Here is a 26,054-nt window from a genome sequence, read left to right as displayed (position 1 = left end):
CGGCAGCCACGAAGCTAGACTTATAGCTGAAGGATAATGGATGAACCGCTGGAGTTACAATAAGCCAGTCCCGCAAGAAATGAGCGGGACTGGCTTTAATTTTGCATAGGCTGTGACCGGATGTTATCCGATGTATTCTATTCCACCAGAACGCCATCGATGAACGTCATGGTTTTATCTTTGAATAGAAGAATAAACGTGTTCGAATAATCCGTATCGTTGTTCATCTCTGTACCCAGCATAATCTCATCGCCCACATCATCAAAAGGATTATGAAGCACGCCTTTAGGGGTGTAACGAGTTTCGTAGCCGATTACATTGTCATTCTCATCATAGATAAATTTGCTATTGCCCGAGAACACCAAGTCCTGGCCGTTCTTCTTCAGAGATAGGTGTACCTCCAGGCGACCATTCACTTTCTGATGAACGATATCTACATCCTGAGATGACACCGTAAAGCCGATGGCAAACAGCTTAATAATGGCAGCCACCAATATGAGCACCGCCAAGATAGAGAGAAGGAGTGTTTTTCTGTTTTTTTGCTTCACCTTTTTCAAAAAGTTGATGTTCTCAACCTCTTCTTTATCCATGACGGGCACGGAGAGATCCGTTGGTTTGGTCATTTCCTTGTAATACTGGAGGCATTCTTCGCACGTTTGCAGATGCTTTTCGATTTCTTCGTTACTGTGCGAAGAAGTTAGTTTCTCAATATAGGAGGGTAACAAGTCCCGAGCCATATCGCATTTCATGACATTCTTCCTTTCATCAATTTTTGTTTTCCTCTGTAGAAGGTAACTCTGGCCCACGTTTCGTCTCTGCCCAGAATTTCGCCGATTTCCCGAAAGCTGAATTCTCCGGTCATGCGCAGATACATGACTTCTTTTGTATGGGGATCCAGTAAATGAAGCTGCTTGAACAAGTCCATTTTCTCTTGAGCCAGAATGAACTGAGATTCTGTGGAATGGGAGGATTCGGATAAGGAACTGTCTTCCAACGGGTCAGCCTTCCTCTTGTTCTGCTTGTCCAGCTCCTGGTACCACACATGCTTAGCTATCTGACAAAGCCACACGTACACTTTGCAGGTTCCATCGTATCTATGTATGGATTTTATAGCTCTATAAAAAGTTTCTTGTGTGATTTCTTCGGCCAGCAAGTGATTGTGGCAAAAACTGAATACGAATTTATATACTTGGGTCGAATATTCCCTGTATAATTCATCGGTGTCTTGCATCTGTTCACCTCCCCAAACTATATATCCGTAAATCATGATAAACGTTACAACAGGTTTAGGAATATTTTTGTTTTACGCAAAAATATGATTACAAAGAGTAATTGCGTCGTAGTATTACTAACTATAATAGAAATAGAGCCCTCACCGCGGGAACGGTGAAGACTCTAAAGTTCAGGATCAAAGGCTGTGAAACCCACGGCGTGCGTTTGAGACATAATTTAATCATCTAACGACAAACCACCGTAAACAGGCTCCAACCTTAGACGGTGGTTTTTGCTTGTTTAGCTTCCGACGAATCCATCGAAACAGCTTCCGCACACTGAGCACCCAGAAAGGAAGGAGTTTATGATTACAATGGTCACCTTAAGAATACCGTTGTTTTTGTTTGCTCTTGGTGTTTCTTTATTCTTATCTAACTTTGTTAAAGAAAGTAGTGCCAGTAATCTTGTTGATTTGGTGATTCTTATATCATTAATTGTTATCTTTGAAAAAACAAAGTTAAGCGAGAAAAAGGTTCATATTCTGTATGGTGTTTTAATAGGAATATCTGGTTTAGCAATTGAATTTTTATCTGAACCAGGAGACTACCTGCAATTTCTTAGTAATGGGTTGTGATTTCCGCCATCGGAGATGGGATTCTTAATGGTTGTATTTTGTCGTACCTCCAATATGGAGGTTGTACGTTGTTAAAAGTTAATAAACCAATTGAGCTTAATGCCAATGGCAAAAAAGAGGAAAATCCAGCCCCATAAAATCAATAGCCGAAAAGGCCGGGGGATAAGCAAGTACTCAGAAAACAGCCTGGAGATGATCTTCAAGGGAGTGCCTCCTTTTATTGAAAGCAGATTATATTAAGGTACTAGATCCATTCGCAGTTATATTCTCAAAAAAAGCGTGCCAATCCAATCAAGATAAACGTTATACCTTCAAGTATACCAGCTTCACCATTCAATCGTAATTATTTTATTTGCAAGAAATAGGATAAGAATTTCCTTACAAGAGTTTTTTACATATTCATATACAGAATTTGTTACTATGATAGTGAATAGATGTCGATTATTTATTAGGAGGGAATCTATTGAGCACAGAGAGATTAGGAGTTCCTTTGGAAGGCTTTGCTGAATTCAGCCGAAAAGTCTCCGCCGAAGGTGCCATACTGTTACAGAATGAAGGACAGGTGCTTCCTCTTCAAGCACACGATACCGTATCCGTTTTTGGCAGAACGCAGATTAACTATTACCGCAGCGGTACCGGTTCGGGAGGGAGTGTTCATGTTTCCCATACCACGAATCTGCTTGACGGACTTCGGGATAAGAAAAGCATTGCGATTAACGAGGAATTAGCAACTGCCTATGAACAGTGGATTGAGCAGAACCCCTTCGATAATGGCGGTGGTGGCTGGGCGGCTGAGCCGTGGCACCAGAAGGAAATGCCTCTAACGGATGAACTGGTATCCGCAGCAAGACATATATCCGACAAAGCGATTGTCGTAATCGGCCGCACCGCGGGAGAAGACCAGGATAATGCCGACGAGTCCGGCAGCTACCAGTTAACGGCAGAGGAACAAGCGATGCTGAAGCAGGTGACAGCATATTTTGATAAGACCGTTGTTGTGTTGAATGTATCCAACATTATTGATATGAGCTGGATGAATGATGAAGGTTACGCACACCCGATTTCCAGTGTCATTTACGCTTGGCACGGTGGCATGGAAGGTGGCAACGCGATTGCGGACGTATTGGTCGGTGAGGTGACCCCTAGCGGGAAGTTAACCGACACCATTGCTTATTCAATCGAGGATTATCCATCCACCCGTAACTATGGCAATGAACAGAAGAACCTGTATCAGGAAGACATTTATGTAGGGTACCGTTTTTTCGAAACGTTTCGACCCGGCCAAGTTCAGTATGAGTTCGGCTTCGGATTGTCCTATACCGAGTTCGAAGTTGCCCTTGAAGAAGCCAAGAGAACGGTCAAAGATAGTGAAGAATCCATTGAAGTCCGTGTAAACGTAAAAAATACAGGGTCCACCTATGCAGGTAAAGAGGTCTTGCAGGTTTATTACGAAGCGCCGCAAGGAAAGCTGGGTCAGCCCGCCAAAGTGTTGGCCGCATTCGGTAAGACGCGGGAGCTCCAACCGGGCGATTCGCAGCAGCTTACGATCAGCTTCCCGGTTCATGCAATGGCTTCTTATGATGATGCCGGTGTGACGGGGCAGCCTTCCGCGTATGTGTTAGAAGCCGGGATCTATAACTTGTACGTGGGAACCAGCGTGAGAAGCGTGGAGCCCATCGGTATGGAGGGTCACAGCGGCTACGTGGTGGATACGCTTCGAGTGGTGGAGCAGCTTCAGGAAGCCATGGCGCCAACGGAAAGCTTCACAAGAATGAAGCCGGGTGCCCGCAAGGATGACGGCTCCTATGAACTGATCTTCGAGGAAGTTCCGCAGCGCAAGGTATCCATGGCGGACCGGATCCAGCATAATCTGCCCGCTGCCTTGGAGCAAACCGAAAATAAAGGCTATAAATTGAGAGATGTTTATGAGGGCAAAGCCAGCATGGAGGACTTTGTCGCTCAGCTTAGCGACCAGGATCTCGCGGTGATTGTCAGAGGGGAGGGCATGAGCAGCCCGCTGGTGACAGCGGGAACGGCCTCCGCATTCGGCGGGTTAAGCGACAGCTTGCTCGACTACGGAATTCCGGTGGCTTGTACGGCGGATGGCCCGTCCGGGATTCGGATGGACAGCGGACAGCAGGCCACACAGGTTGCGATTGGCACACTGCTCGCAGCGACCTGGAATACGGAACTGGTCGAAGAGCTGTATGTTATGGAAGGCCGGGAACTGCTCAGTTACAACATTGATGCGCTGCTTGGACCGGGACTGAACATTCGGCGGAGTCCGCTGAATGGACGAAACTTCGAATATTTCTCGGAAGATCCGCTGATCTCCGGGGCATTTGCTGCGGCGTGCACGCGCGGGATTATAAAGGGCGGCTCCAACGCTACCCTGAAGCATTTTGCCTGCAATAACCAGGAAAAACATCGGAGTAAGGTGGATGCGATTGTGTCCGAACGAGCCCTTCGCGAGATTTATTTGAAAGGCTTCGAAATTGCGGTGAAGCAGGGCGGGGCGAACTGCATCATGACCTCCTATAACCCGATTAACGGGCACTGGGCAGCATCCAATTATGATCTGAATACTACGATCCTGCGCGGGGAGTGGGGTTTTCAAGGCATTGTGATGACCGACTGGTGGGCCATTATGAATGATGTGGTAAACGGGGGTCCAGCTGATCGAAAAAATACGAACTGGATGATCCGGGCGCAAAATGATCTGTACATGGTGGTCATGAACTATGGCGCGGAAATCAATGCGTGGGAAGACAATACGCTGGAATCCCTCGAAAATAGTACGCTTACCCGTGGGGAGCTGCAGCGCAGCGCGATGAACATATGCGAATTTCTGATGCACGCTCCGGTATTCTCCAGGAAACAGGTGAAGGAGGAGGCCGTTGGTGCTTTTAAATCCAATCGTTCCCTCTCGCCGGAACAGGCTCAGACCTTATCCGGGAATATGCAGGTGAAGCCTGCCGCAGGCGGATCGACTTATGTGAACGTGGAGGAGCCTGGCGAATACCGCATCATTGTACGCATCATGTCGCCGGAATCCGAGCTGGCGCAAAGCGCGTGCAACGTGACGCTGAATGATCAGCCGGTGACAACGATTCAAACGAACGGCACGGACGGCAGATGGATCAAACAGAAGCTCGTCAAAGTCCGGTTGGAGGCCGGTAATTATGAGATGAAGCTGGATTTTGTCAAACCTGGCCTACAGATCGATTGGATTGAATTTAAACGGGTTTAGACAGCATCGTTGGTAAAACGCTGCATGATCTGTATGCCATTGTCTTTGTGAAATATTTAGAAGTCCGCTCGAGGAGCGGGCTTCTTCTTCATCTTTAAAACGATGTTTACCTTATTTATTTACGTTAATTGTGCAGATGTTATTGGAAATGATTTATCATTTGCTATTTCCTGACCCTTGGGGTATAATGAGTTTATTGGGATTTTGACCTGGGATTCACATATTGCAGAGGGTTATTATTTTGATTATTAACCTTGTTCAATATGTGAATTTTTTGTTTTTTAACCAAAATGAGAAAATCATATAAATTTAGGAGGTGTTTCTATGCAAACAGGAACAGTGAAATGGTTTAACGCAGAAAAAGGATTTGGCTTCATCGAGGTTGAAGGTGGAGAAGACGTATTCGTACACTTTAGTGCGATCACAGGTGACGGTTTCAAGTCGCTGGACGAAGGACAACGCGTTGAATTTAACGTAGTCCAAGGTAACCGCGGACAGCAAGCCGAGAACGTTGTAAAACTGTAGATTTCTGAAAGGATCCCCAAACGTATCGTTTGGGGATTTTTTTATAAAAGGCAAGCTTTGTAAAAGGGCAATGAGGGCGTTAAAAATGTAGCTAAGGGGGAAATTCAATGTCTTACTCTTGGAATAGACCACTGGAAAATTTGCCAGAAGAGTTGACCGCCATTTGGTCCTGTACGAAGGAAGGGTGCAACGGTTGGATTCGAGACAGCTTCTCGTTCAAGGAAGTTCCCGTTTGTTCACAGTGCGCGTCGTCCATGGTCAGCAGCAATAAGATTTTGCCGATACTCGTTTCGTCCGATCAGCAAATCAAACTTTACCGCAAGAATCAGCGCAAGGATACTAAATCGTAAGAGGCAGGCTCCTGCAATTCCGATAGAAGATGGTTTGTTCGTTTCATTAGTTAAGTATAAGAAAGGTTGAGAATCTCATGCAGGTATTCGAGGATTGGAATCTAAAGGTGAAGAAAACGTTTAATGCGACAAGCAACGAAGTGGTATTAACCGTTTCTGAAGCAGGTAATTTGTTAGGTCTGTCTAAGGATCAAATGAAAAGCTATGTCGATCAGAATAAGCTAACCAAAGTTCCGATCATGCGAAGCGTGCATCGATACCTTTTGTTGAAGAGTGAAATCGATCAGATTATGAAGAAACGATAAGCCGATATGGAAGGGCATCCTCAGGGATGTCCTTTTCTTTAATTTCACGCTGCTTAATGAGAAATGAATCCAGAGTGAATAAGTCCGAAGATCAAAAAAGGTCAAACGAAAAGATCAAACTAAATTACCCACGTAAAATGGCTGAAAACGCGTTATTTTGGTCTGTTTTCCTTCTAAATCGGTTTTGGCATCTACGTTCTCCCGGCATATAATAAAGGCGTAAGGTCAAATAAGGTCAAAGAAAGGGGAAATAGATGATGTTTGAATTGATTCCTTTTGGGAAGCGCAGAGAAGATGCCTTCGGTCAGCTGGTGAAGTCGTTTCATGATGCCTTTAATGATGACGTGTTTGCGCCGTTTAAGGGCTCGATGATGTCCTTCAAGACGGACATTAAAGAGAGTGAGCAGGCTTATCTGGTTGAGGCGGAGCTGCCCGGTTTCCAAAAAGAAGACATCGAAATCAGCTACGCTGACCCTTACTTAACGATCAAAGCCGTTCGCAAGGAAGATCACAGCGTAGAGGATACGGACCAGCACATCGTCCGGAAGGAACGCCGTTATGGCGAGTATGTCCGCAGATTTTACGTTCAGCAGATTGCGGAGGACCAAATCTCGGCATTGCTGAAGGATGGGGTGCTTAAGCTTGAAATACCGAAGCAGCCTAACTCCGGTAAGAAACGCATCCAGATTCGGGATGATATCTAATCCTATACGAACCCTCCGATCCTTAGGGTCGGGGGGTTCTTTTCTGTAATTAATAGTTATAAATTTACATATATTCCATCGAATTTCGGCAAATGAAACCTTTTGTCGGTACATAGGGTATTATAGGGTAAATGTAAACTTTTCGAGGGGGAAACTCATGATGGGAATCTTATCGAGGTTTAAGGATATTATGAAGGTCAACGTGAATTCATTGTTGGAACGGACCGAAGATCCGGAGAAAACAGTGGATACTTATATGCGGAGCTTGAGCAGTGATCTGGGCAAGGTGAAAGCGGAGACGGCCTCCGTGCTATCGGATGAGCGCAGGGCAAAGCGGGCGCTTGATGAGTGCAGCGCCGAGATCAAGAAGCTGCAGCGATATGCGGAGAAGGCTGTGGAAGCGGGGAACGAGGACGATGCCTTGAAGTTCCTGCAGAGAAAAGCGGTGCAGGCTGAGAAGCTGGACGATTTGCAGGCTGCATATGATGCCGCTTCCTCAAACGCCGCGAATATGAAGCGAATGCAGGATAAACTTGTATCGGATATGAGCCAGCTGGAAGCACGCCATGCCGAGCTGAAAGGGAAAATGACCGCTGCCAAGGCTCAGCAGGAATTAAATTCCCGCTCTTCCTCGGGTGGCGCGAATTCAGCCTTTCATTCGATGGAAGAGAAGGCGAGCCGCGCGCTGGATGAAGCGATCGCCTTGGCTGAGCTTCGTGCGGGTGCTAAGGAAGATGATCTGGATGATCTGATCGCCGAATTGGAGAAGAACATGGAGAAGGGCGTAGCCGGTTCAACCAAGGCTCCCCATGCCGAGGATGAACTGGAAGCCATGAAGGAAAAGCTGAATAAGAAGGACTAACCATTTCTTTGTTATTGAGGTGAGCAGATGCCGGTTATTGAATACAAATGCCCCAATTGCGGCAGTGGCATGGTTTTTGACGGTAATACAGGGATGTTATCCTGCCCAAGCTGCGGTAGAAAAGACAATATCGAGCAAATCCCGGATCCCCTGAAGAAGCAGGTTTTTATCGAGGACGAGGTGAAGGAGTATCATTGCAACAGCTGCGGGGCTGTCATCGTGACCGAACCGGAGACAAGTGCAACGACCTGCAGCTTCTGCGGTTCGGCCGTTGTGCTCAGCGATCGATTGAGCGGTAATTTGGCTCCGGTGATGGTGATCCCTTTTTCGATTACGAAGGAAGAGGCCATGAAGGCTTTCAAGAAATGGTGCAGAAACGGCCTGCTGACGCCAGGCGGGTTTATGACCGCGGATCGCATCAAGGGCATTACGGGGATGTATGTGCCCTTCTGGTTGTATGAACTGCATAACCGGGTCGAGGTTCATGCCCGCGGTACGAAGGTGAGAACCTACACGAGAGGCGATTATCAGTACACGGAAACGCAGCATTTTGATATCTATCGGAAAATTCGCCTGAACTATGTGAAGGTGCCAATTGACGCTTCGGAGAAGATGAACGATGAGTTGATGGATAAGCTGGAGCCATTTCCCTATCAGCAGCTGAAGGAGTTCAAGACGCCGTATCTTGCCGGTTACATAGCGGAGAAATACAGTCAGAACGACGAGCAGCTCTATCCACGCGCCAAAGAAAAAATCAGCTCCTACATTGATTCCTATATTTCGACAGCGGTGTCAGGTTATACAACCGTGAGTTACACCAACAAACAGATCGATACAACTTTAAAACAAGCCGATTATGTGCTGCTTCCGGTATGGATGGTTCACTATGACTACAATAAATCCGAGCATACCTTTGCGATGAATGGTCAGACGGGTAAGGTCGTCGGCAAACCGCCGATCAGCAAAGCCAAGGTGGCTGCATGGTTTGCAGGCATTTCTGGCGTCTCCTTGCTATCATTGAAGCTAATCTCCTGGGCGATGGGGGGAGGGTTCCTGTGAGAAGACGATATACGTTATGGGCGGTCTTATTCTTACTGGCTGTATATTGGATGGTTCCCGCCGGTGCGGTGGCAGCAGAGGATATGAAACCGTTGATCTTCGATGAAGCGAATCTGCTCAGTCCGGAAGAACGCAATGAGCTGAATGCAATGGCGAATGAGTACGGCGCAAAGCGCGAGACGGACTTTATGATCCTTACGGTTAACAGCGTTCCCAATGACGATTATGAGTTATGGACGGAAAATTTTTACGATGAGTATGCACCCGGGTATGACAAGCCGCACGGCAATACCGTCATTTTGACCATGGTCATGAGTGCTCGTGATGGTACTCGGAACGTGCATTTGGAAGGTTATTATAAGGCTGAGAAGTATCTGGACTCCGGCAGGCTTACGAAAATACGCAGCAAGATTACACCCGATTTATCGAATGGTGATTATAAACAGGCTTTTGAAAAATACATCAAAACCGCTCACCGCTATATGGGCTTTGAGCCTGGTGTGAACCCGGATAATGTCCTGTTTAACATTTGGTTCCAACTTGGCAGTGCCGCTGCCATCGGCGCAATTGCCGTAGGCATCATGGCTTACCGCTCCGGCGGCCGTGTGACGGTCAACCGTCGAACCTATGAGGATGCCAGCACATCGGGAATCATGGATCATCAGGACCGATACATTCGAACAACAACAACGAAGCGGAAGATTGAGCGCAACACGGGCGGAGGTTCGGGTGGCGGAGGAGGCGGAGGCGTCACCAGGGGTGGGCATTCGCACAGCAGCAGCAGCGGGAAATTTTAATGGAAGGGATGGATTGTATAGATGGGATTTTTTAAGAACCAATTCTCCAATGTCGTGGAATGGGAAGAGTTTAGAGATGACATGATTTTCTGGAAATGGAGCAACCGGGAGATCAAAAAAGGAAGCAAGCTGGTCATTCGCTCCGGGCAAGACGCAATATTTGTAAATAACGGCAAGATCGAAGGGATCTTCGAGGATGAAGGGGTATACAGCATTGACTCGGATATCATTCCATTCCTGTCCACGTTAAAAGGGTTTAAATTCGGCTTTAACAGCGGCATGCGCGTGGAGGTGTTATTCGTTAACACCAAGGAATTCACCGTCAGGTGGGGGACGCAGAATCCGGTTCTGATCCCGACTCCCCAGCTGCCCGGGGGTATGCCAATTCGTGCCAACGGCACGTTCAATTTCAAAGTGACCGATTATGTTACACTGATCGACAAAATTGCCGGCATGAAAGAGAGTTACCTTGTAGAGGATGTGAAGATCCGGATTACGTCGGTGCTCGATCAACTGCTGATGAAGTGGATCAGTCGAGAAGGCAAGGATATGTTCAATCTGCAGGCGAATGCCGCGGATATTGCACAAGGGATTCGTGAAGATCTGGATATGCAGGTGATGGACAACGGGATGACAATCACCGGCTTCCAGGTGATGAGCTTCAATTATCCGAAGGAAATTCAGGATATGATTACGAAGACGGCTTCCCATGAAATGATTGGCAATCTGCAAAAGTACCAGCAGGTCAGCATGACCGACGGTATCGCATCTGGCAAGGTGCAGGGCGGCGGCGCTGCTTCGGATATGGCGGGTATGATGATGGGCATGAACATGGCCAATGAGATGATGAAAAATATGAACCAAAACCAGAGCCAGAGCCAAAACCAAAACCAGCAGCCACCAGCTGAGAAGGAGAAATCTGCGTCAACTGCGGCTTCATCTTCCTCCGAAGGCAATAAGAAGCCTAACTTCTGCCCGAACTGCGGCGCGAAGAACGAAGGGGCGAATTTCTGTCCGAATTGTGGACATAAGCTGGGCTGAGTTTCGCTCTAACTTGAAATAGCCGCACAACATATGGTTACGCTGAGCAGTTTCAGACTCGTTACTTCATGATACTAGTGTTGGCTGGAGCCAGCGAATTATCGATTACTTCATGAAAACAGCCCCCCGCTCAAAGGAGCGGGGGGCTGTTCGTTTTACTATAATTAGGTGTTTGTTCTACAAATCAATTGCTGTTTCTTCTATATAAAATATCTTTTTCAAATGAAGCAGCTTTCTCGAAATTTCGTTCTCATCCCGGCTCCGATTCTTTTTTGACTTTGGATTTGTTATTGAATCAATCGACTCATAAATTCCCCTATGAATCTAATTATTAATGTAAACGCATTCTTATTCATGGTATAATGACAGCTAATAGTCTATGATCTCAGGTATTCTGATGTTCTGGTATTCTGCTTGCGAAACTGGCTTAGGGGTGTTTCGAGGATGAGAAGGTATAATGTGTGGCGTCCGATCATGCTGATTGCGGTTGCGCTGCTTACGAACGGCTTGGTTTCGAACCTGGCTGCGGTGTTCGGCATGTCGCCGGAGTCGGCGAGCAATCTCGGTTTTATTGCGATGATTATTGCCGCATTTGTCATGTATAACCGCATGATGAAAGTTCGCCGTAAATGAATAATAATTCAAGCTACAGGATGGATGACATCCTGCTCAAGCACCTTGCCGAGGTGCTTTCTTTCAGGATATGGAAGCTTGCGGGTGACGAAAGGAATGGAAGTAGGAGTTTTGGTAATGTGTCTCATTCCGACGACCTGTATTTTTGTACAAGAACAGAATGTAAACAGTAGGCCTTAATACTTAACGCAGCCATAACAAACAAGCCCAAATACAAATGTGGTAGAATAAAGTCTATTTATTTTTTTCGAAGTTTAGTTGATATTATATCCTCCTCGCTTTGTGTATCACATCACCTGTAACCCCCGTGTTATCTATAAAAACCGTTATATCAACATCGTGTTGAGAGCGGTTACCTAAGTCTTCTAAAATTGGGATAAAACATGTCTTAAACGTTTCACCGCGGCACAGATGCAGTTTGACAGAATCCCCCAAATTTATGTTGAAAAGGGTCTGTTTTATTAATATATTGTAAATAGCACGAATCTAGTATTCGGGCATATATACCTAGGAGGGTTATCCTTAATGAAAAAAGGGGTCATATCTTTAATCAGTTTGGCGTTATCTGTCACAATGCTGGCAGGTTGCGGCGACAAACCAGCTACAGAACCAAGCGGCGGTGCAGGAGGAGACGCACCTAAAGCGAACTTTAAGGTTGGTATGGTTACGGACGCGGGAACCATTGATGACAAGTCGTTTAACCAGGGAACATATGAGGGCATTGTGAAGGCCAATGAGGACTTCAAAATGGAGTATAAATACCTGAAGCCTGCAGGAACAACAGAAGCTGACTACACCAAAGAGATCGGAAACCTGTACGATGCCGGATTTAAATTTATCGTAACCCCGGGTTTCAAATTTGAAACAGCCGTGTTCAAAGCACAGGACAAGTATACAGACGCTAAATTCGTTATTATCGACGGAACGCCTCATTCAGGAGAAGAAGGCGCAGCCCCGGTAGTTAAAGAAAATACGGTATCGATCTTCTTCGCTGAGCATGAAGCTGGCTTCCTGGCTGGCGTAGCGACTGCGCTTCATGTGAAGGATGGACAAGCCGGATTTATCGGCGGCATGGAAATTCCGCCTGTACAGAAGTTCAACTGGGGCTTCCAGCAAGGTGTGACTTATGCGAACGATAATCTCGGAACAAAATTGGTTATTAACAAAGAAAACGTGGTATACCAAGGAACTTTCGACGATGTTGCAGCAGGTAACCAATTGGCGGCTCAAATGTATGACCGCGGTGTCAATGTCATTTTCGCGGCAGCTGGCGGCGTAGGTGTTGGTGCGATTAACGAAGCGAAGACCCGCGTTCAGAACGGCAAAGACGTTTGGATCGTTGGCGTTGACGTTGACCAGTATCAAGATGGCGTTTACGAAGGCGACAAGTCCGTCGTTCTGACTTCCGCTGTTAAGAAAATTGACCAAGCGGCTTACGATATGATCAAAGCGGAAACCGAAGGTAAATTCCCAGGTGGACAAACACTCACACTGGATGCTACCAATGACGGTGTCGGTCTTCCTGAGAAGAACCCGAACCTGAGCGAAGACATCCTCAAGCAAGTGGATGATGTGTTCAACAAGATCAAAGCCGGGGAAATTAAAGTAGCCGGAGAGCAAGGCGAATTGATTAAGTAATTCAAGACAACAAGAGCATTAGCAGAGCGTGGATAGACTTACTTGAAAAGCAGCGATACCGCATGAAAAAAAGACGGATTCCCTTCCGTCTTTTTTTAAGGTATTAGAAATAATAAGTTATTTCAGCGAAGCGTAAGCAATTCTGTAATCGCATTTATATGTTTTGGGGCCCCCGCAAAGTATTTGGAACAAGCATCGAAGCATAGGCTCCACTTTGTGGGGCTATTTTAGGTATCAGACCGTATCACCGGCGCAAGCGATTGCATCCTGATATTGAATAGAATCAGAACTATTTAACTGCGTTCTGGCTGTTTGGAAGTGAGTCGATCCGCGTTTTTTTTAGCAATTTTTGAACACAGAAGATATTTAACCAAGAAGAAGGAGAGGACCCTAAACCATGGACTATGTTGTCGAGATGGTGGGCATCCGCAAGGAATTTCCGGGGATTGTGGCCAATGACGATATCACGATCAGGCTGAAGAAGGGCGAGATTCATGCTCTGCTTGGGGAAAACGGAGCGGGCAAGTCAACCCTGATGAGTATCCTGTTCGGCATGTATCAGCCTGACCGTGGCACGATCAAGGTCAACGGCAAGGAAGTGCGGATTTCCAATCCGAATGTGGCAAATAAACTCGGAATCGGGATGGTGCATCAGCATTTTAAATTGGTCGACCCGTTCACAGTGACCGAGAATATTATTCTGGGCAGTGAGACGCGCAAATATTACTTTGGCCTGGATGTAAAATCCGCTGCCAAGCGGGTGGAGGAATTGTCCAAACGATACGGCCTCAACGTAGACCCTTACGCCAAAATCGAGGATATCTCGGTAGGTATGCAGCAGCGGGTAGAAATTCTCAAAATGCTGTACCGCGATGCGGAAGTACTCATATTTGACGAGCCAACCGCGGTGCTGACGCCGCAGGAAATCGAAGATCTGCAGGGCATCATGAGAAATTTGGTCAAGGAAGGCAAATCGATCATTCTGATCACGCATAAATTGAAAGAAATTAAAGCGGTTGCGGACCGCTGTACCGTCATCCGCCGGGGCAAAACAATCGGCACCGTCGATGTCGCGGACACCAGCCGCGAGGCCATGGCCGAAATGATGGTGGGCCGCAGCGTCTCCTTCAAGGTAGACAAGCAGGAGAGCAGCCCGGGTAAAACCGTTCTTCGAATTCAGTCGCTCACAGTGAAAAACAGCAAGAAGGTTGATGCACTCAAAGGCTTTAGCCTGGATCTGCATGCCGGAGAGATTGTGGGCATTGCGGGCGTGGATGGCAATGGCCAATCCGAACTGATCGAAGCCATCACCGGTCTTCGGCAAGCGGAGAGTGGAACGGTAAACCTGAACGGCAAAGCGTTGAACGGCCTATCTGTCCGTCAGCGGAATGAGAGCGGGATCGGTCATATCCCGGAGGATCGCCAAAAAAGAGGACTTGTTCTGGACTATACAATCGAAGAGAATCTGATTCTCGAGGTGTATAACAAGCCTCCTTACTCCAAGAATGGCCTGCTTCAGCCTGCTGCGATTCGCAAGCATGCGGAGCATATCATCCAGAGCTTTGATGTACGGTCAGGAACGGGCGGCCGGTCGATCGTGCGTTCAATGTCCGGGGGCAACCAGCAAAAAGCGATTATCGGACGCGAGGTTGAACGTGATCCCGATCTGCTCATTGCGGTCCAGCCGACCCGCGGCCTTGACGTAGGCTCGATTGAATACATTCACCGTCGTCTGATCGAACAGCGTGATAAAGGGAAGGCCGTTCTGCTGGTTTCCCTGGAGCTTGATGAAGTGCTGAACTTGTCGGACCGGATTGCCGTTATAAATAACGGTGAACTGGTAGGTATCGTCAAAACCTCCGAAACGAACGAAAGAGAGCTCGGGCTGATGATGGCCGGGTATCAAAAAGAGGAGGCACCACATGAATAACAGCGTAAAATCGTTGCTTGCCGTCCTGTTCGGACTCATCGCGGGGGCACTGCTTATGGCGCTGACCGGTCATAATCCGGTAGAAGGGTATAAGTATCTCATCCAGGGTGGGCTCAAGAACCCGGAGAGGATCGGAAATACGCTGGCGACGGCAACTCCGCTTATTCTGACCGGTTTGTCGGTAGCCTTTGCCTTCCGTACCGGACTGTTTAATATCGGTGCAGCGGGACAAATGCTGTTCGGCGGCTTTTGCGCGACGGCAGTTGGTCTCTCGCTGGATCTGCCGCGTGCCCTGCTCCTGTTGGTGATGGTGCTGGCCGGGTTTATCGGCGGTGCGCTATGGGCGGTCGTTCCCGGTTTTTTGAAGGCCAAATATAACGTGCATGAGGTCGTGTCCACCATCATGATGAACTGGACGGCCTACTGGACCGTTTATTATGTCATTCCAGCTTATTTCAAAGGGACAAGCCTGGAGACGGAATCTCGCCAGCTTCCGCCGGATGCGATGCTGCATCAGCAGTGGCTCAGCGATATGTTCCAAGGCTCCTATGTCAATCTGGGCTTTTTTATCGCGGTCATCGCCGTATTGATTGTTGCTTTCCTGATTAACAAAACGACGCTGGGATATGAGCTGAAGGCAGTTGGGTTCAACCGCCATGCGTCCGAATATGCGGGGATTGCCGTAAAACGCAGCATCGTCCTGTCCATGTTCATCTCCGGGGGGCTCGCGGGCCTTGCCGGCGTTGCGCAATATGCTGGGAATGCATCCAGCATGCAGATCGGCGTGCTGCCAAGCCAGGGATTCGACGGCATCGCTGTTGCCCTGCTCGGAATTAACGCGCCGCTCGGCGTATTGGTGTCGGCCTTGTTCTTCGGGATTCTCTACTCGGGCAGAGGGTTTATGAATGCCATGACGGAGATTCCGCCGGAGATTGCCGATTCGATCATCGCTATTATTATCTATTTTGCAGCAACCAGCATCTTGATCGAACGTCTTTACCGCAAATTGAAGCTGCGTCGTGCGGCAAATAAAAAGCAGGGGGAGTAAGGACATATGTGGACAACGATTGAACAGATTTTTCCGTATGCCATCGCTTACACGATCCCGCTTTTGATTACCGCCTTGGGCGCGCTGTTCAGTGAACGAAGCGGAGTCGTGAATATCGGCCTTGACGGGTTGATGATTGTCGGTTCTTTCATCGGAGCTTTTGTTATTTTCAAAATGCAGGCGCAATGGCCCGGCCAATCGTGGGTATTATGGGTAGGGCTGTTGGCAGCGGCCGCAGCGAGTGCGCTGTTCTCTCTGCTGCATGCCTTTGCCAGCATTAACCTCAGTGCCAACCAGATCATAAGCGGAACGGCGATCAACATGATTGCAGGCGCCTTGACGATTTTCCTGGCCCGCAACATCACGGGCAGCGGCAAGATCAGCATCACGAATGGTTTCGCGCCGTTCGATGTGCCTTGGCTGTCGAAGATACCGATCATCGGAGATTTATTTTTTACTAAAACCTATGCTACGACCTGGTTAGTTCTGTTGGTGCTGGTGCTCAGTGCACTGGCATTGTACAGAACACCGTTCGGCCTGCGACTTCGGTCCTGCGGTGAACATCCGCATGCGGCGGAAGCAGCAGGGATTAAAGTCCAGTCCATGCGGTATGTCGGCGTCATGATCTCGGGGGCTTTTTCCGGGCTTGGGGGAGCTGTTATCCTGTTGACGTATTCTGGCGAATTTACGGGGAACGTTGCGGGACTAGGGTTCCTTGCCTTGGCTTCGCTCATCTTCGGACAATGGAAGCCGCTTGGCATCCTGCTGGCGACCTTGTTCTTCGGGTTTGCCACGACGGTAGCCAACGTATCGCAGGTCATTCCATCGCTGGCGGTGTTCCCACCGGTTATTCTTAAGATTTTCCCTTATGTGGTGACACTAATCGCTTTGGTTATTTTCTCCAAATCCTCGAATGCGCCGAAGGCGGTAGGGGAGCCGTTCGATTCAGGTAAACGGTAACGTATACGCAAGGAAATGTAACATAAGTAGAACCTCTGATATGCTTACCCAGATTATGGGTTAGGTCTATCGGAGGTTTTTTTACATAGGGCATACTTTATGTTAGAACTCCCCAAACATATCTGTTATATATAGTTAATAAGGCTACAAAATTTGATAGAATAGAGGAGTGAAAAACCTGAATGCACATTCGATTACATAAGTACCAAAAGCATCTCAGCATGCTTTTGGCCATCGTGATGCTCCTGAGTATCCTTGTTCCTTTCAGTCCCGTGAAGGTTGCGGAGGCTGCTCCCCACAATGATCAGGTTGTCATCAGCCAGGTATACGGGGGAGGGGGAAACAGCGGAGCGCAATATAAGAATGATTTTATCGAGCTGTTCAATCCAACGGGCAGTCCAGTTGACCTCACAGGCTGGAAGGTACGTTATGCCAGCGCAGCCTCGGGTGCATTTAACGGTACAACCTCTTTAAACGGCATTATGGAGCCTTATACCTATCTATTAGTCCAACAGAGTGGTGGCACAACAGGGAATGCTCTGCCGACACCCGATGTTCTAGGATCGCTTAATTTAAGCGGCAGCAACGGAATCGTGGATCTGGTGAATGCGGCGGGAGATCGTATCGATCTCATTGGTTATGGATCAACTGCAATAGAATCTGAAACGAATCCAACGGCAGCTTTGTCCAACGGCACGGCAGCAATTCGCAAAGAATTGACCACTGGTCAATCGGATCGTGGTCTTGATACGGATAACAATGCAGCGGATTTTATCGTTGCGACGCCGGATCCGCGTAACAGTGCAGCTCCTGCAACACCGGTCAATCCGGGGAATGGACTTGGCCTGGTAACGGCTAATCCAGGACCGAATGCTTGGCCAGCCGGAACGGAGATTACGCTAAGTCCTCCTACGGTGGGAGCTTCCGTCTATGCGGATGTGTACTTGTCCGGCGGGAATGGGTCCGGCTTCCAGCTCATCAATAACCCAATTGTGATCAACGAGCCAACACGAGTGGATGCGTACGCAGCCCAGGACGGCCAACCGGATGGACCGGTAACCTCGTTCCAATACGATGTTTTAACGCAGAAATCCGTTACGGAAGCCCGCAGCAAGGCAAAAGGCGAGCATGTGTGGACGGAAGGCATCATTACGCATATCGAAGGCAGAGAAACCTATATTCAAGACGACGCGGCCGGTATCGTGCTTTATGACTACCCGCTGAATGCTGGTGTTGGCGACCGGGTCAGTGTGGCAGGCGTGATGGAGATTTACAACAATCTTCAGGAGATTAAACCACACGCCTTGCTGCCGAACAGCGTAACGGGCACCCAAGTGGGATTGCCGCAGGCTCTCCCAATCACCGGGGCTGATCTGTCTCCAGCAACAGGAGAGACATACGAAGCAAGGCTCGTCTCCCTGGAGGATGTAACCATCAAGTCGGAGAACAAGCCGGGTGAGTATACAGCCGAACAGGGCGGGCATGAATTCATTATCTATTCCGGCTTGTCCAAGCTGAAGACAGTTAAATCGTTCAGCCGCGTTACGGGTGTGGTGAAGCAGTTCGGAAGTATTTATGAACTGATCCCCCTGGGTGAGGATGCCTTAATCGAAGAGTTATTCTCTGTGATGGCGAGCCCGGGTGCCGGACCGATTGTTACCGGCGGAAAGGTAACGCTGTCCAGCCCTACGCAAGGTGCAAACATTTATTATACGCTGGACGGATCGGTTCCAACGACATCCAGCACGCAGTACAGCTCGCCAATTCCAATTGACCGTGATACGACTATCAAAGCGATTGTTGTTTCTGGTGTGGATGTGAGCAAGGTATACGAATTTGCCTACAAGGCTACACAGCAGCCGCGCATTGCGGACATTCAGGGGGAAACCCATGCCTCGCCTTACAACGGTCAAACCGTAAAAGATATCGAGGGTGTTGTCACGCAGTACGGCTATACTTTCTCTAACGGCAACATCAAAGGTTTTTATATTCAGGATCCGAAGCCGGATTCCAATCCGAATACCTCTGATGCGATCTTTGTGTATTCTACGGACCCAAGCCGGCCTCAGATCGGAGATTTGGTCAGCGTCACCGGTAAAGTGGCCGAATTTAACGAAGGAAGCTCAAGCAATCTGACATCGACTCAAATTGAGCTGCAATCCTTGAAGAATCTGGATCAGGGTCAACCACTGCCGGAGCCTGTTACTTTAGGTAAGGGTGGACGTCCGATTCCGGCTGCCATTATCGATAACGACGGGATGACAGCATTCGAGCCGCAGGAAGACGCTATCGATTTCTATGAGTCCCTGGAGGGTATGCGGGTCAGACTTCCGCAGCCAACCATCATTAGTCCGTACTGGACAAGCAGCGGAACGTACAATATCGCGACCCGCGTGGAAAATCATATAGCAGATGTGATTACGCCGGCTGGCGGTCTCGTTCTGAAAGAGCAAGGGAATTTCAATCCGCAGCGCCTTATTATTGCCTATGGCAATCCAGGACAGGAAGTAAGCACCGGGGATACGTTTGCTGATGATGTGATCGGTGTGATCGGATACAACAGCGGCAATTTCAAGGTGATTCCGGGCAAAGGCGAATTGCCTGCAATTAACAGCAGCCCATTTCAACAAGAGGTATCTACCATTGATGTGAATGCCGAGCAGCTTCGGGTGGCGACATATAATATCGAGAACTTCTATCCGGGCGTAGGCTCCAGCAAAATCAACAAGCTGGCCGAGTCGATTGTTAGCAGCATCAAGTCCCCGGATATTATCGGGCTTGTAGAAGTGCAGGACAACAACGGTGAGCAGAACAATGGAACCACCGCAGCAGACTTAAGCTACGATGCTCTGATTAAAGCCATTAAGGCAGCGGGAGGCCCAACCTACAGCTTTACCGACATTGATCCGGTTAATAATAATGACGGGGGAGCGCCGGGAGCCAACATTCGGGTCGGATTCCTCTACAACCCGGACCGTGTTCAATTATCGGACAGTGTAAACAACAAAAAAGGCTCTTCCACGGATTCCGTGGCCTATGATGCAGCTAAGGATCAGCTGACCTATAATCCAGGCAGAATTGATCCGCAGAATCCTGCATTTAATGCCTCACGCAAGCCGCTGGCCGCGCAGTTTGAATTCCGGGGCGAGAAAGTGATTGTGATTGCGAATCATTTTAACTCGAAATCCGGGGACCAGGGACCATTTGGCAATACGCAGCCGCCGGTTCTCTCCAGCGAAGCGCAGCGCCATCAGATCGCGGCTGTCGTTAACGGATTTGTTAAGAGCGTGGTAACCGCAAATCCGGACGCAAACGTTGTTGTTCTGGGCGATTTGAATGATTTCCAATTTACGCAGACGGCAACGATTTTGAAAGGGAATGAATTAGATAACTTGATTGATACGCTGCCGCTGAAAGAGCAGTATACGTACACGTATGACGGAAATTCGCAGGTGCTGGATCATATTCTGGTCAGCAAGAACCTGACCCGTTCTACGCAAGTCGATGTAGTGCACCTGAACGCCGATTTCCCGGCTTCTAAGGGCCGCGTATCGGATCATGATCCGGTTGTCGCGCAGATCGATTTGCAAGGAGAGGCCGCTAACGGGTTCCCGCTTACGATCCTGCATACCAATGACACGCATGCCAATCTGGATACCACAAGCTCTCCGAACAACGTTGCTCGCCGGGTCACGGCAATTAAAGAGGCGAGAGCGCATGCGGTCAATCCACTGCTCGTGGATGCGGGGGATGTATTCTCCGGTACACTCTATTTCAACCAATACTTGGGACTTGCGGATCTGGAGTTCATGAATATGGTTCAATATGATGCTATGACCTTCGGGAATCATGAATTCGATAAAGGATCCGAAGTACTGAATGATTTCATTGAGCATGCGAAGTTCCCGTTTGTTTCATCGAACGTGAATTTCTCAGCCGATGCTATATTAAGCCAAAAGTTCAAGAATGAAGTAGCCCGGGATGCCAAGGATGCAACCATCTACCCGGCCATCATCATGGAGGTAGACGGTGAGCAGGTCGGCTTGATCGGTCTTACGACCGAAGACACGGCAAACATCGCTTCCCCTGGAGACGTTACCTTTGATGATGCGGTGCAAAAGGCAAAAGACACCGTCGCGATGCTGAAGAATGAAGGCATCAACAAAATCGTTGTGCTGTCGCACCTCGGTTATGACGTGGATGTCAACCTGGCGAAGCAAGTTGAAGGCATCGACATCATCGTGGGCGGTCATAGTCATACCAAGCTGGATCAGGCGGTTGTAGACCGTTCGGACAGCGAGCCGAAACTGATCGTGCAGACAGGTGAAAAAGGCCAATTCTTAGGCCAGCTGGAGGTCGTATTTGACAACGAGGGCGTTCTGCAGGAGTGGAACAGCCGCCTCATTTCAGTTGACGAGAAAAACAGCAAAGGCGAGTATGTCATTCAGCCGGATACAGAAGCACTTGCCATTTTGAATGCCAAGTACAAACCTGGCGTAGATCAGTTAAAACAAACCGAGGTTGGTACAACGGAAGTGAAACTGAACGGCGTCCGCGCCGATGTGCGAACGAAGGAAACGAATCTCGGAAATCTCATCGCGGACGGAATGCTGGATGCGGCGCAAGCAGCCGGAACGAATGCGGTCATTGCCTTGCAGAATGGCGGCGGAATTCGCGATTCGATTGGAGCCGGTAAAGTTACGATGGGTGACGTAATGACCGTCCTGCCGTTTAACAATGATCTCGTCACCATCACGCTGACGGGCTCCGAGCTTAAAGAAGCGATGGAGAACGGGGTTTCCAAAACCCCGGCCGAGGATGGACGCTTCCCGCATATTGCGGGCATGAAGTTTATCTACGATTCAACCAAACCGGTTGGATCGCGCGTACTGCGTATCGAGGTGAAAGGCAAGAACGGCTACGAGCCGATTGATATGAACAAATCATATGAGGTAGCGACAAATGCATTTACTGCTAAGGGCGGCGATTTCTACGCTTCGCTCGAAAAGGCATATTTGGAAGGGCGCGTGAACCTGCTCTATATGCCTGACTATGAGGTATTCTCGAATTACGTGAAAAAAGTAGGCACCATCACGGACAAGACTTCGGCCGTCGAGGGTCGGATTACAGACCTGAAAGGAGCGCCGCTTCCTGGTGGGCCGGGAGAGCCTGGAACAGGCAACCCTGGGAACCCGGGCACGCCTGGAACTCCAGGGCCAACGACGCCTCCAGTGAATTCTACAAACCCTGGCACGACGACACCGGCGGAACCAGGCAAGGTGAAGGTTCCGGTTAAAGTGGAGAATGGCGCGGCAGCAGGCTCCGTAACCGGAGCGGCCATGAAGGAAGCGTTGAAGCTGCCTTCAGACGGGAAAGTCACCATTGAGGTTACAAGTGCGCAGCCTATAGAGTCTTCATCCATTACGATTGAGAATGAAGCGCTGCGGGCATGGCTTGATCAATCAAGCGCTCAAGTGCTGAACGTGGTCACTCCATACGGAAGCTACGAGCTTCCGAAGCGGGAGATCAACCTGCAGGCTCTGGCAACTCAAGCTGGATCGGATATAAACAGTATCCAGCTGGTCATTCAACTTGCCGTGGATTCGAATGCTCTTAAATCGGCAGTCTCCAAAGGACATGATGCGCTGCAAGCCGTAAGCTACACGGTAACCGCAACGTCCGGCAGCGGCAAAACCATCACGCTGGATAAGTTCCAATCGTATGTGAAGCGGTCCCTGAATGTTGCCAAGACCTATCGTTCCTCCGAAATTGCGGTTGTTCGGGTTGACGGAACAGGCAGTGGATACACGCCGGTGCCGTTCAAGGTGAATGGTCAACGAATCGATATTTACAGTCAAACGAACAGCACGTATCTGGTCCTTCTGAACCCGGTAACGTTCCAGGATATGGAGACACATTGGTCCAAGGGAGACGTTGAATCCCTTGCAGCCAACATGATCGTGACCGGACGTTCAGAGCAGAACTTTGTTCCGAATGCTCCGATAACCCGAGCCGAATTCGCGGCACTGGTAGTCCGGGCGCTGGGCCTCACGGCCGACGCTAAGGCAGTGGCTTTCCAGGATATTGCGTTATCCGACTGGTATGCCGGTGAGATCCAGGCGGCAGCCGATGCCGGCATCATAACCGGATATTTGGACGGCAACTTTAAGCCGAATCGGGACATTACACGCGAACAGATGGCGCTGATGGTATACAAAGCTATGGACTATGCCGGATACCATCAGGCAGACGCGGCAAAAGCCCAATTCGCCGACGCGTCCTCGATCAGCGCATGGTCGCAGGCAGCTGTATATGAATTGGCGGGTCTTGGTATTCTGAACGGGGATCCGAAGCTGCGCTTCAATCCTCAGTCCAGCGCAACCCGAGCCGAAAGCGCCGCTGTGCTTCATCGCATGATTCAGGATTTGACGTATGTAAAATAAACATGCAGTGCATGCGGCTTATGGAGATTGGATGTTCACATCAGTGTTCGTGTTCCAATAAGCGGAGATATTGGTTGGCGAGAAAGAGCTGCCCCTGAGGGGCAGCTCTTTTTTTTAGTTCGTAAAAGCAAAAACAAAATGTGACCGATCCACGTCCATAACTGTGTTAAGGGTAAAAGGAGGTCTACACGCGATGCAGATGGATTCGCTCCGGCCGGGCGGAGATTTTACGGAAACCTATGAATTATATGGAAATATGCTTTTTAAAATAGCGATGGTGTACCTTGGGAACAAACAGGATGTAGAAGAAGCTATTCAGGAAACATTCATCAAATTGATGCATAAAGCGCCTGAATTCAGCGACCAGGAGCATAAGAAGGCTTGGCTGATTCGGGTGATAACCAACTATTGCAAGAACATGCAAGGAAGCCTGTGGCGCAGGCGGGTAACCAAAATGGAGCATATGAACGATTATTTTGCTGAGCCATCTGAACGGATGCTGATGGACCATGTCATGAGTTTGCCGTTCAAATATAAGTCGGTCATCCACCTGTTTTATTACGAGGATTATTCTGTTAAGGAGATTGCCGGGATATTGCAGATTAACGAATCCGCGGTCAAGATGCGCCTTCAGCGCGGCAGGAAGCTGCTGCGAATGGACTTGGAAGGAGAGGACGATTGATGAATCGGAATGACTATAACCAATTGATAGATCAAATAGAACCTGACCAAGGATTGGAGGAGCGGCTTATGAATGGAATGAAACAGAATGGGCGCCAAACGCCAAGAAGGAACCGGATGGGGATGGCTGGTGTTAGTGCGGCTGTCATGCTGGGTGTGGTGTTGGTTATTTCGCTCATGTTGAATGGAGAAGATGCTCCAGTTGTCAGCAATACCCCGGTGACTCCCGGGACCGGAGAGAACACGACACCGATCGCTAAGGTCGGTCATGATCCGGTGATCATTCCGAAGATTGAGCTTCCGAGAGAGAGCGGTGTTAAAGCCGACATGATCGGGTTAGTTGTATATCAGGGGAATATCTACACCCAGACCGGCACGCGAATATCGCCGGAAACCGCCAAGCAGCTGCGGGGCGACAAGCTGGGACGGTCCCAATCGGGCATTACGGAATGGAGTTCCCCCGACGATTATACGGAACTCGCTTCAACAATAGGAGAAATGGACATCTACTCGGTAAAAGGGTATGACTTGGATTTTAGAATCATGTCCTATGTAGAGCATGATGGGGAGATCTACGCTGAACTGTATGAGCATTTGAATGGGATTACGGTGACCAAGGGCGAGGACTTGATAGGCAAGCTGAATTTAAGGGATCGAATGACATCGGTAAAATGGCAGGATTTTGACAGCTGGAACATGGGGGAGAACAAGCTGCACGATTTTTCCGGCGAGTCGGAGGTGCAAGCCTTCGTCGAGGCCTTGTATGAGGCGAAGCCGATTGCGGCCGATCCTCTATTCGAGCAAGGGATCTACGAGACCGGATCGGGAGAACAGAAATTTCTGTATATTAAGCTCCAGGACGGAACGGAAGTCCAGTTAAGATTGTTCAGAGACGGGGAATATGTAAGATACGCAAACGCTCCTGTATTCTTTCAATTGGATGCCGAGGCTTTCACGGCGCTGTGGGAACGGATGGAAGAGTAGGACGTTTGTTCAGCGCAATGGCTTCTTCTTATTCGCGTGCCGTCGATGAAGAGCGATGACCTTTTACGAATGCACTCGGCGTCATACCAAAATACCGGGTAAAGGCGCGGGAGAATGTAAACAAATCCGAATACCCCAGAGATAAAGCGGTATGCGTGATGCTGGTTCCCTCAGCGGATAACAGGCGGGTCGCTTTCTCCATAATGAGCTGCTGCATGTAGCGGGACGGAGAGATACCGTATCGGCGGGTAAACGCACGGGTGAAATGACTGCGATGCACACCGGCCCACGCAGCAAGCTCCTCCACAGATAGGTTCTCTGTGCAATAAAGCTTCATATACCCGGGAACGGATTCGAGCCAATCGGAAGCAGACGAAGAAGCCGGATGTCGCTGGTTCCGGTTCGGATCGATGCTGTGGATCAATTGGAAGCCCAGCGACATCAGCTGAAGGCTGTGATCCTGTTGGGGCTGCCGGAGCAATCCCTGAATTTCCTTGATCACCGCCAAGGCACTCTCCCCGAAGGCATTCCGTCGATAGGGCTGCTCGGGGCATAGATCGACATGCTTTAATATGGATGGCATCAATTCGCCCATAAAGGCCGTCCAGGTGATCATCGTAGACGGCTGGTCACAGTCCTTGGCATATGTATAGACCGAGCCGGGGAAGAGGCAGAACAGGTCGCCTGCCGAGAGGGAGACGTTGCGGCCGTCCCATTCAAACCGTACCTTGCCGCAGGCAACGAAATGTATACTATAAAATTCGACGGACCGGGGACCGGCTTTTTCAGTGAAGAAGGGATGGGATCCGGATTTGAATATCCATAGTCCCAGTTGAGTCTCAAAGAAAGCCGGATTGTTAAAGTATTCTTCTCTGGATGGCCGTTGGTTCACTGTCATGCTTTTGCTTCCTCCTTCCAGCTAAACGAGATCACTTCGCTTGATAATGCTAATATGCAACATATTGTATAACGATTGCAAGGATTGGACATTCCGTGTT

General features: G+C 48.9%; 21 protein-coding genes. 18 read left to right on the top strand and 3 right to left on the bottom strand.

What is annotated here, in order from left to right; all coding sequences use genetic code 11:
- Window positions 1-137 precede the first annotated feature (137 nt).
- The gene (locus tag B9D94_RS26995) at window positions 138-749 is read right to left on the bottom strand and encodes a zf-HC2 domain-containing protein (protein ID WP_148248428.1); all 612 of its coding nucleotides are present in this window, start codon (window positions 747-749) and stop codon (window positions 138-140) included.
- Complete coding sequence (locus B9D94_RS26990; RefSeq protein ID WP_006207689.1) at window positions 746-1,231, bottom strand: RNA polymerase sigma factor; 486 nt, start codon at window positions 1,229-1,231, stop codon at window positions 746-748. Before B9D94_RS26990 ends, B9D94_RS26995 begins: the two co-directional genes overlap by 4 nt.
- Before the next feature lie 345 nt (window positions 1,232-1,576).
- On the opposite strand from B9D94_RS26990, the gene B9D94_RS26985 reads away from it, so the two are divergent.
- The 18 genes from B9D94_RS26985 to B9D94_RS26900 all read left to right on the top strand — a co-directional run bounded on the left by B9D94_RS26985 (window position 1,577) and on the right by B9D94_RS26900 (window position 25,056).
- Complete coding sequence (locus tag B9D94_RS26985; protein WP_148248427.1) at window positions 1,577-1,846, top strand: hypothetical protein; 270 nt, start codon at window positions 1,577-1,579, stop codon at window positions 1,844-1,846.
- Window positions 1,847-2,309: 463 nt separating this feature from the next.
- On the top strand, window positions 2,310-5,096 hold the full coding sequence (locus tag B9D94_RS26980; RefSeq protein ID WP_148248426.1) for a glycoside hydrolase family 3 C-terminal domain-containing protein: 2,787 nt from the start codon (window positions 2,310-2,312) through the stop codon (window positions 5,094-5,096).
- A gap of 324 nt (window positions 5,097-5,420) precedes the next feature.
- Window positions 5,421-5,621 (top strand): cold-shock protein, encoded by a 201-nt coding sequence (locus B9D94_RS26975; RefSeq protein ID WP_006207692.1) that lies wholly within the window; start codon window positions 5,421-5,423, stop codon window positions 5,619-5,621.
- A 107-nt stretch (window positions 5,622-5,728) separates the two neighbouring features.
- Entirely contained in the window at window positions 5,729-5,971 is a 243-nt protein-coding gene (locus B9D94_RS26970) for a cold-shock protein (protein WP_006207693.1), read from the top strand.
- A gap of 77 nt (window positions 5,972-6,048) precedes the next feature.
- Window positions 6,049-6,276 (top strand): helix-turn-helix domain-containing protein, encoded by a 228-nt coding sequence (locus B9D94_RS26965; protein ID WP_006207694.1) that lies wholly within the window; start codon window positions 6,049-6,051, stop codon window positions 6,274-6,276.
- A 257-nt stretch (window positions 6,277-6,533) separates the two neighbouring features.
- The gene (locus B9D94_RS26960) at window positions 6,534-6,980 is read left to right on the top strand and encodes an Hsp20/alpha crystallin family protein (RefSeq protein WP_148248870.1); all 447 of its coding nucleotides are present in this window, start codon (window positions 6,534-6,536) and stop codon (window positions 6,978-6,980) included.
- A gap of 160 nt (window positions 6,981-7,140) precedes the next feature.
- The gene (locus B9D94_RS26955; RefSeq protein ID WP_172964080.1) at window positions 7,141-7,842 is read left to right on the top strand and encodes a PspA/IM30 family protein; all 702 of its coding nucleotides are present in this window, start codon (window positions 7,141-7,143) and stop codon (window positions 7,840-7,842) included.
- A 27-nt stretch (window positions 7,843-7,869) separates the two neighbouring features.
- Window positions 7,870-8,901, top strand: coding sequence for a TFIIB-type zinc ribbon-containing protein (locus tag B9D94_RS26950; protein ID WP_036636408.1), 1,032 nt, complete (start codon window positions 7,870-7,872; stop codon window positions 8,899-8,901).
- A complete protein-coding gene (locus tag B9D94_RS26945; protein ID WP_148248425.1) occupies window positions 8,898-9,698 on the top strand; it encodes a TPM domain-containing protein in 801 nt (266 codons plus the stop codon). The genes B9D94_RS26950 and B9D94_RS26945 overlap by 4 nt, the downstream gene beginning before the upstream one ends.
- A 21-nt stretch (window positions 9,699-9,719) precedes the next feature.
- Window positions 9,720-10,739, top strand: coding sequence for an SPFH domain-containing protein (locus tag B9D94_RS26940; protein WP_006207699.1), 1,020 nt, complete (start codon window positions 9,720-9,722; stop codon window positions 10,737-10,739).
- A 444-nt stretch (window positions 10,740-11,183) separates the two neighbouring features.
- A complete protein-coding gene (locus B9D94_RS26935) occupies window positions 11,184-11,372 on the top strand; it encodes a hypothetical protein (protein WP_006207700.1) in 189 nt (62 codons plus the stop codon).
- Between the two features lie 525 nt (window positions 11,373-11,897).
- A complete protein-coding gene (locus B9D94_RS26930) occupies window positions 11,898-13,010 on the top strand; it encodes a BMP family lipoprotein (RefSeq protein ID WP_006207702.1) in 1,113 nt (370 codons plus the stop codon).
- Window positions 13,011-13,407: 397 nt separating this feature from the next.
- Entirely contained in the window at window positions 13,408-14,940 is a 1,533-nt protein-coding gene (locus tag B9D94_RS26925; protein WP_148248424.1) for an ABC transporter ATP-binding protein, read from the top strand.
- Window positions 14,933-15,988 (top strand): ABC transporter permease, encoded by a 1,056-nt coding sequence (locus tag B9D94_RS26920; protein ID WP_006207704.1) that lies wholly within the window; start codon window positions 14,933-14,935, stop codon window positions 15,986-15,988. The genes B9D94_RS26925 and B9D94_RS26920 overlap by 8 nt, the downstream gene beginning before the upstream one ends.
- Window positions 15,989-15,994: 6 nt before the next feature.
- A complete protein-coding gene (locus B9D94_RS26915; protein WP_006207705.1) occupies window positions 15,995-16,948 on the top strand; it encodes an ABC transporter permease in 954 nt (317 codons plus the stop codon).
- Window positions 16,949-17,130: 182 nt separating this feature from the next.
- On the top strand, window positions 17,131-23,391 hold the full coding sequence (locus B9D94_RS26910; RefSeq protein ID WP_148248423.1) for a 5'-nucleotidase C-terminal domain-containing protein: 6,261 nt from the start codon (window positions 17,131-17,133) through the stop codon (window positions 23,389-23,391).
- Between the two features lie 193 nt (window positions 23,392-23,584).
- The gene (locus tag B9D94_RS26905) at window positions 23,585-24,073 is read left to right on the top strand and encodes an RNA polymerase sigma factor (protein WP_036636417.1); all 489 of its coding nucleotides are present in this window, start codon (window positions 23,585-23,587) and stop codon (window positions 24,071-24,073) included.
- Window positions 24,073-25,056 carry a hypothetical protein gene (locus B9D94_RS26900; protein WP_148248422.1) on the top strand — a complete coding sequence of 328 codons (984 nt, stop codon included), beginning with the start codon at window positions 24,073-24,075 and terminating at the stop codon, window positions 25,054-25,056. Before B9D94_RS26905 ends, B9D94_RS26900 begins: the two co-directional genes overlap by 1 nt.
- 28 nt (window positions 25,057-25,084) lie before the next feature.
- Here B9D94_RS26900 and B9D94_RS26895 read toward each other — a convergent pair whose 3' ends face one another.
- A complete protein-coding gene (locus B9D94_RS26895; RefSeq protein WP_148248421.1) occupies window positions 25,085-25,954 on the bottom strand; it encodes an AraC family transcriptional regulator in 870 nt (289 codons plus the stop codon).
- Window positions 25,955-26,054: the final 100 nt, after the last annotated feature.

Source organism: Paenibacillus sp. Cedars (genome assembly GCF_003184205.1).
Lineage (GTDB): Bacteria > Bacillota > Bacilli > Paenibacillales > Paenibacillaceae > Paenibacillus_AQ > Paenibacillus_AQ glucanolyticus.
This window is presented reverse-complemented; position numbering and strand designations above follow the sequence as displayed.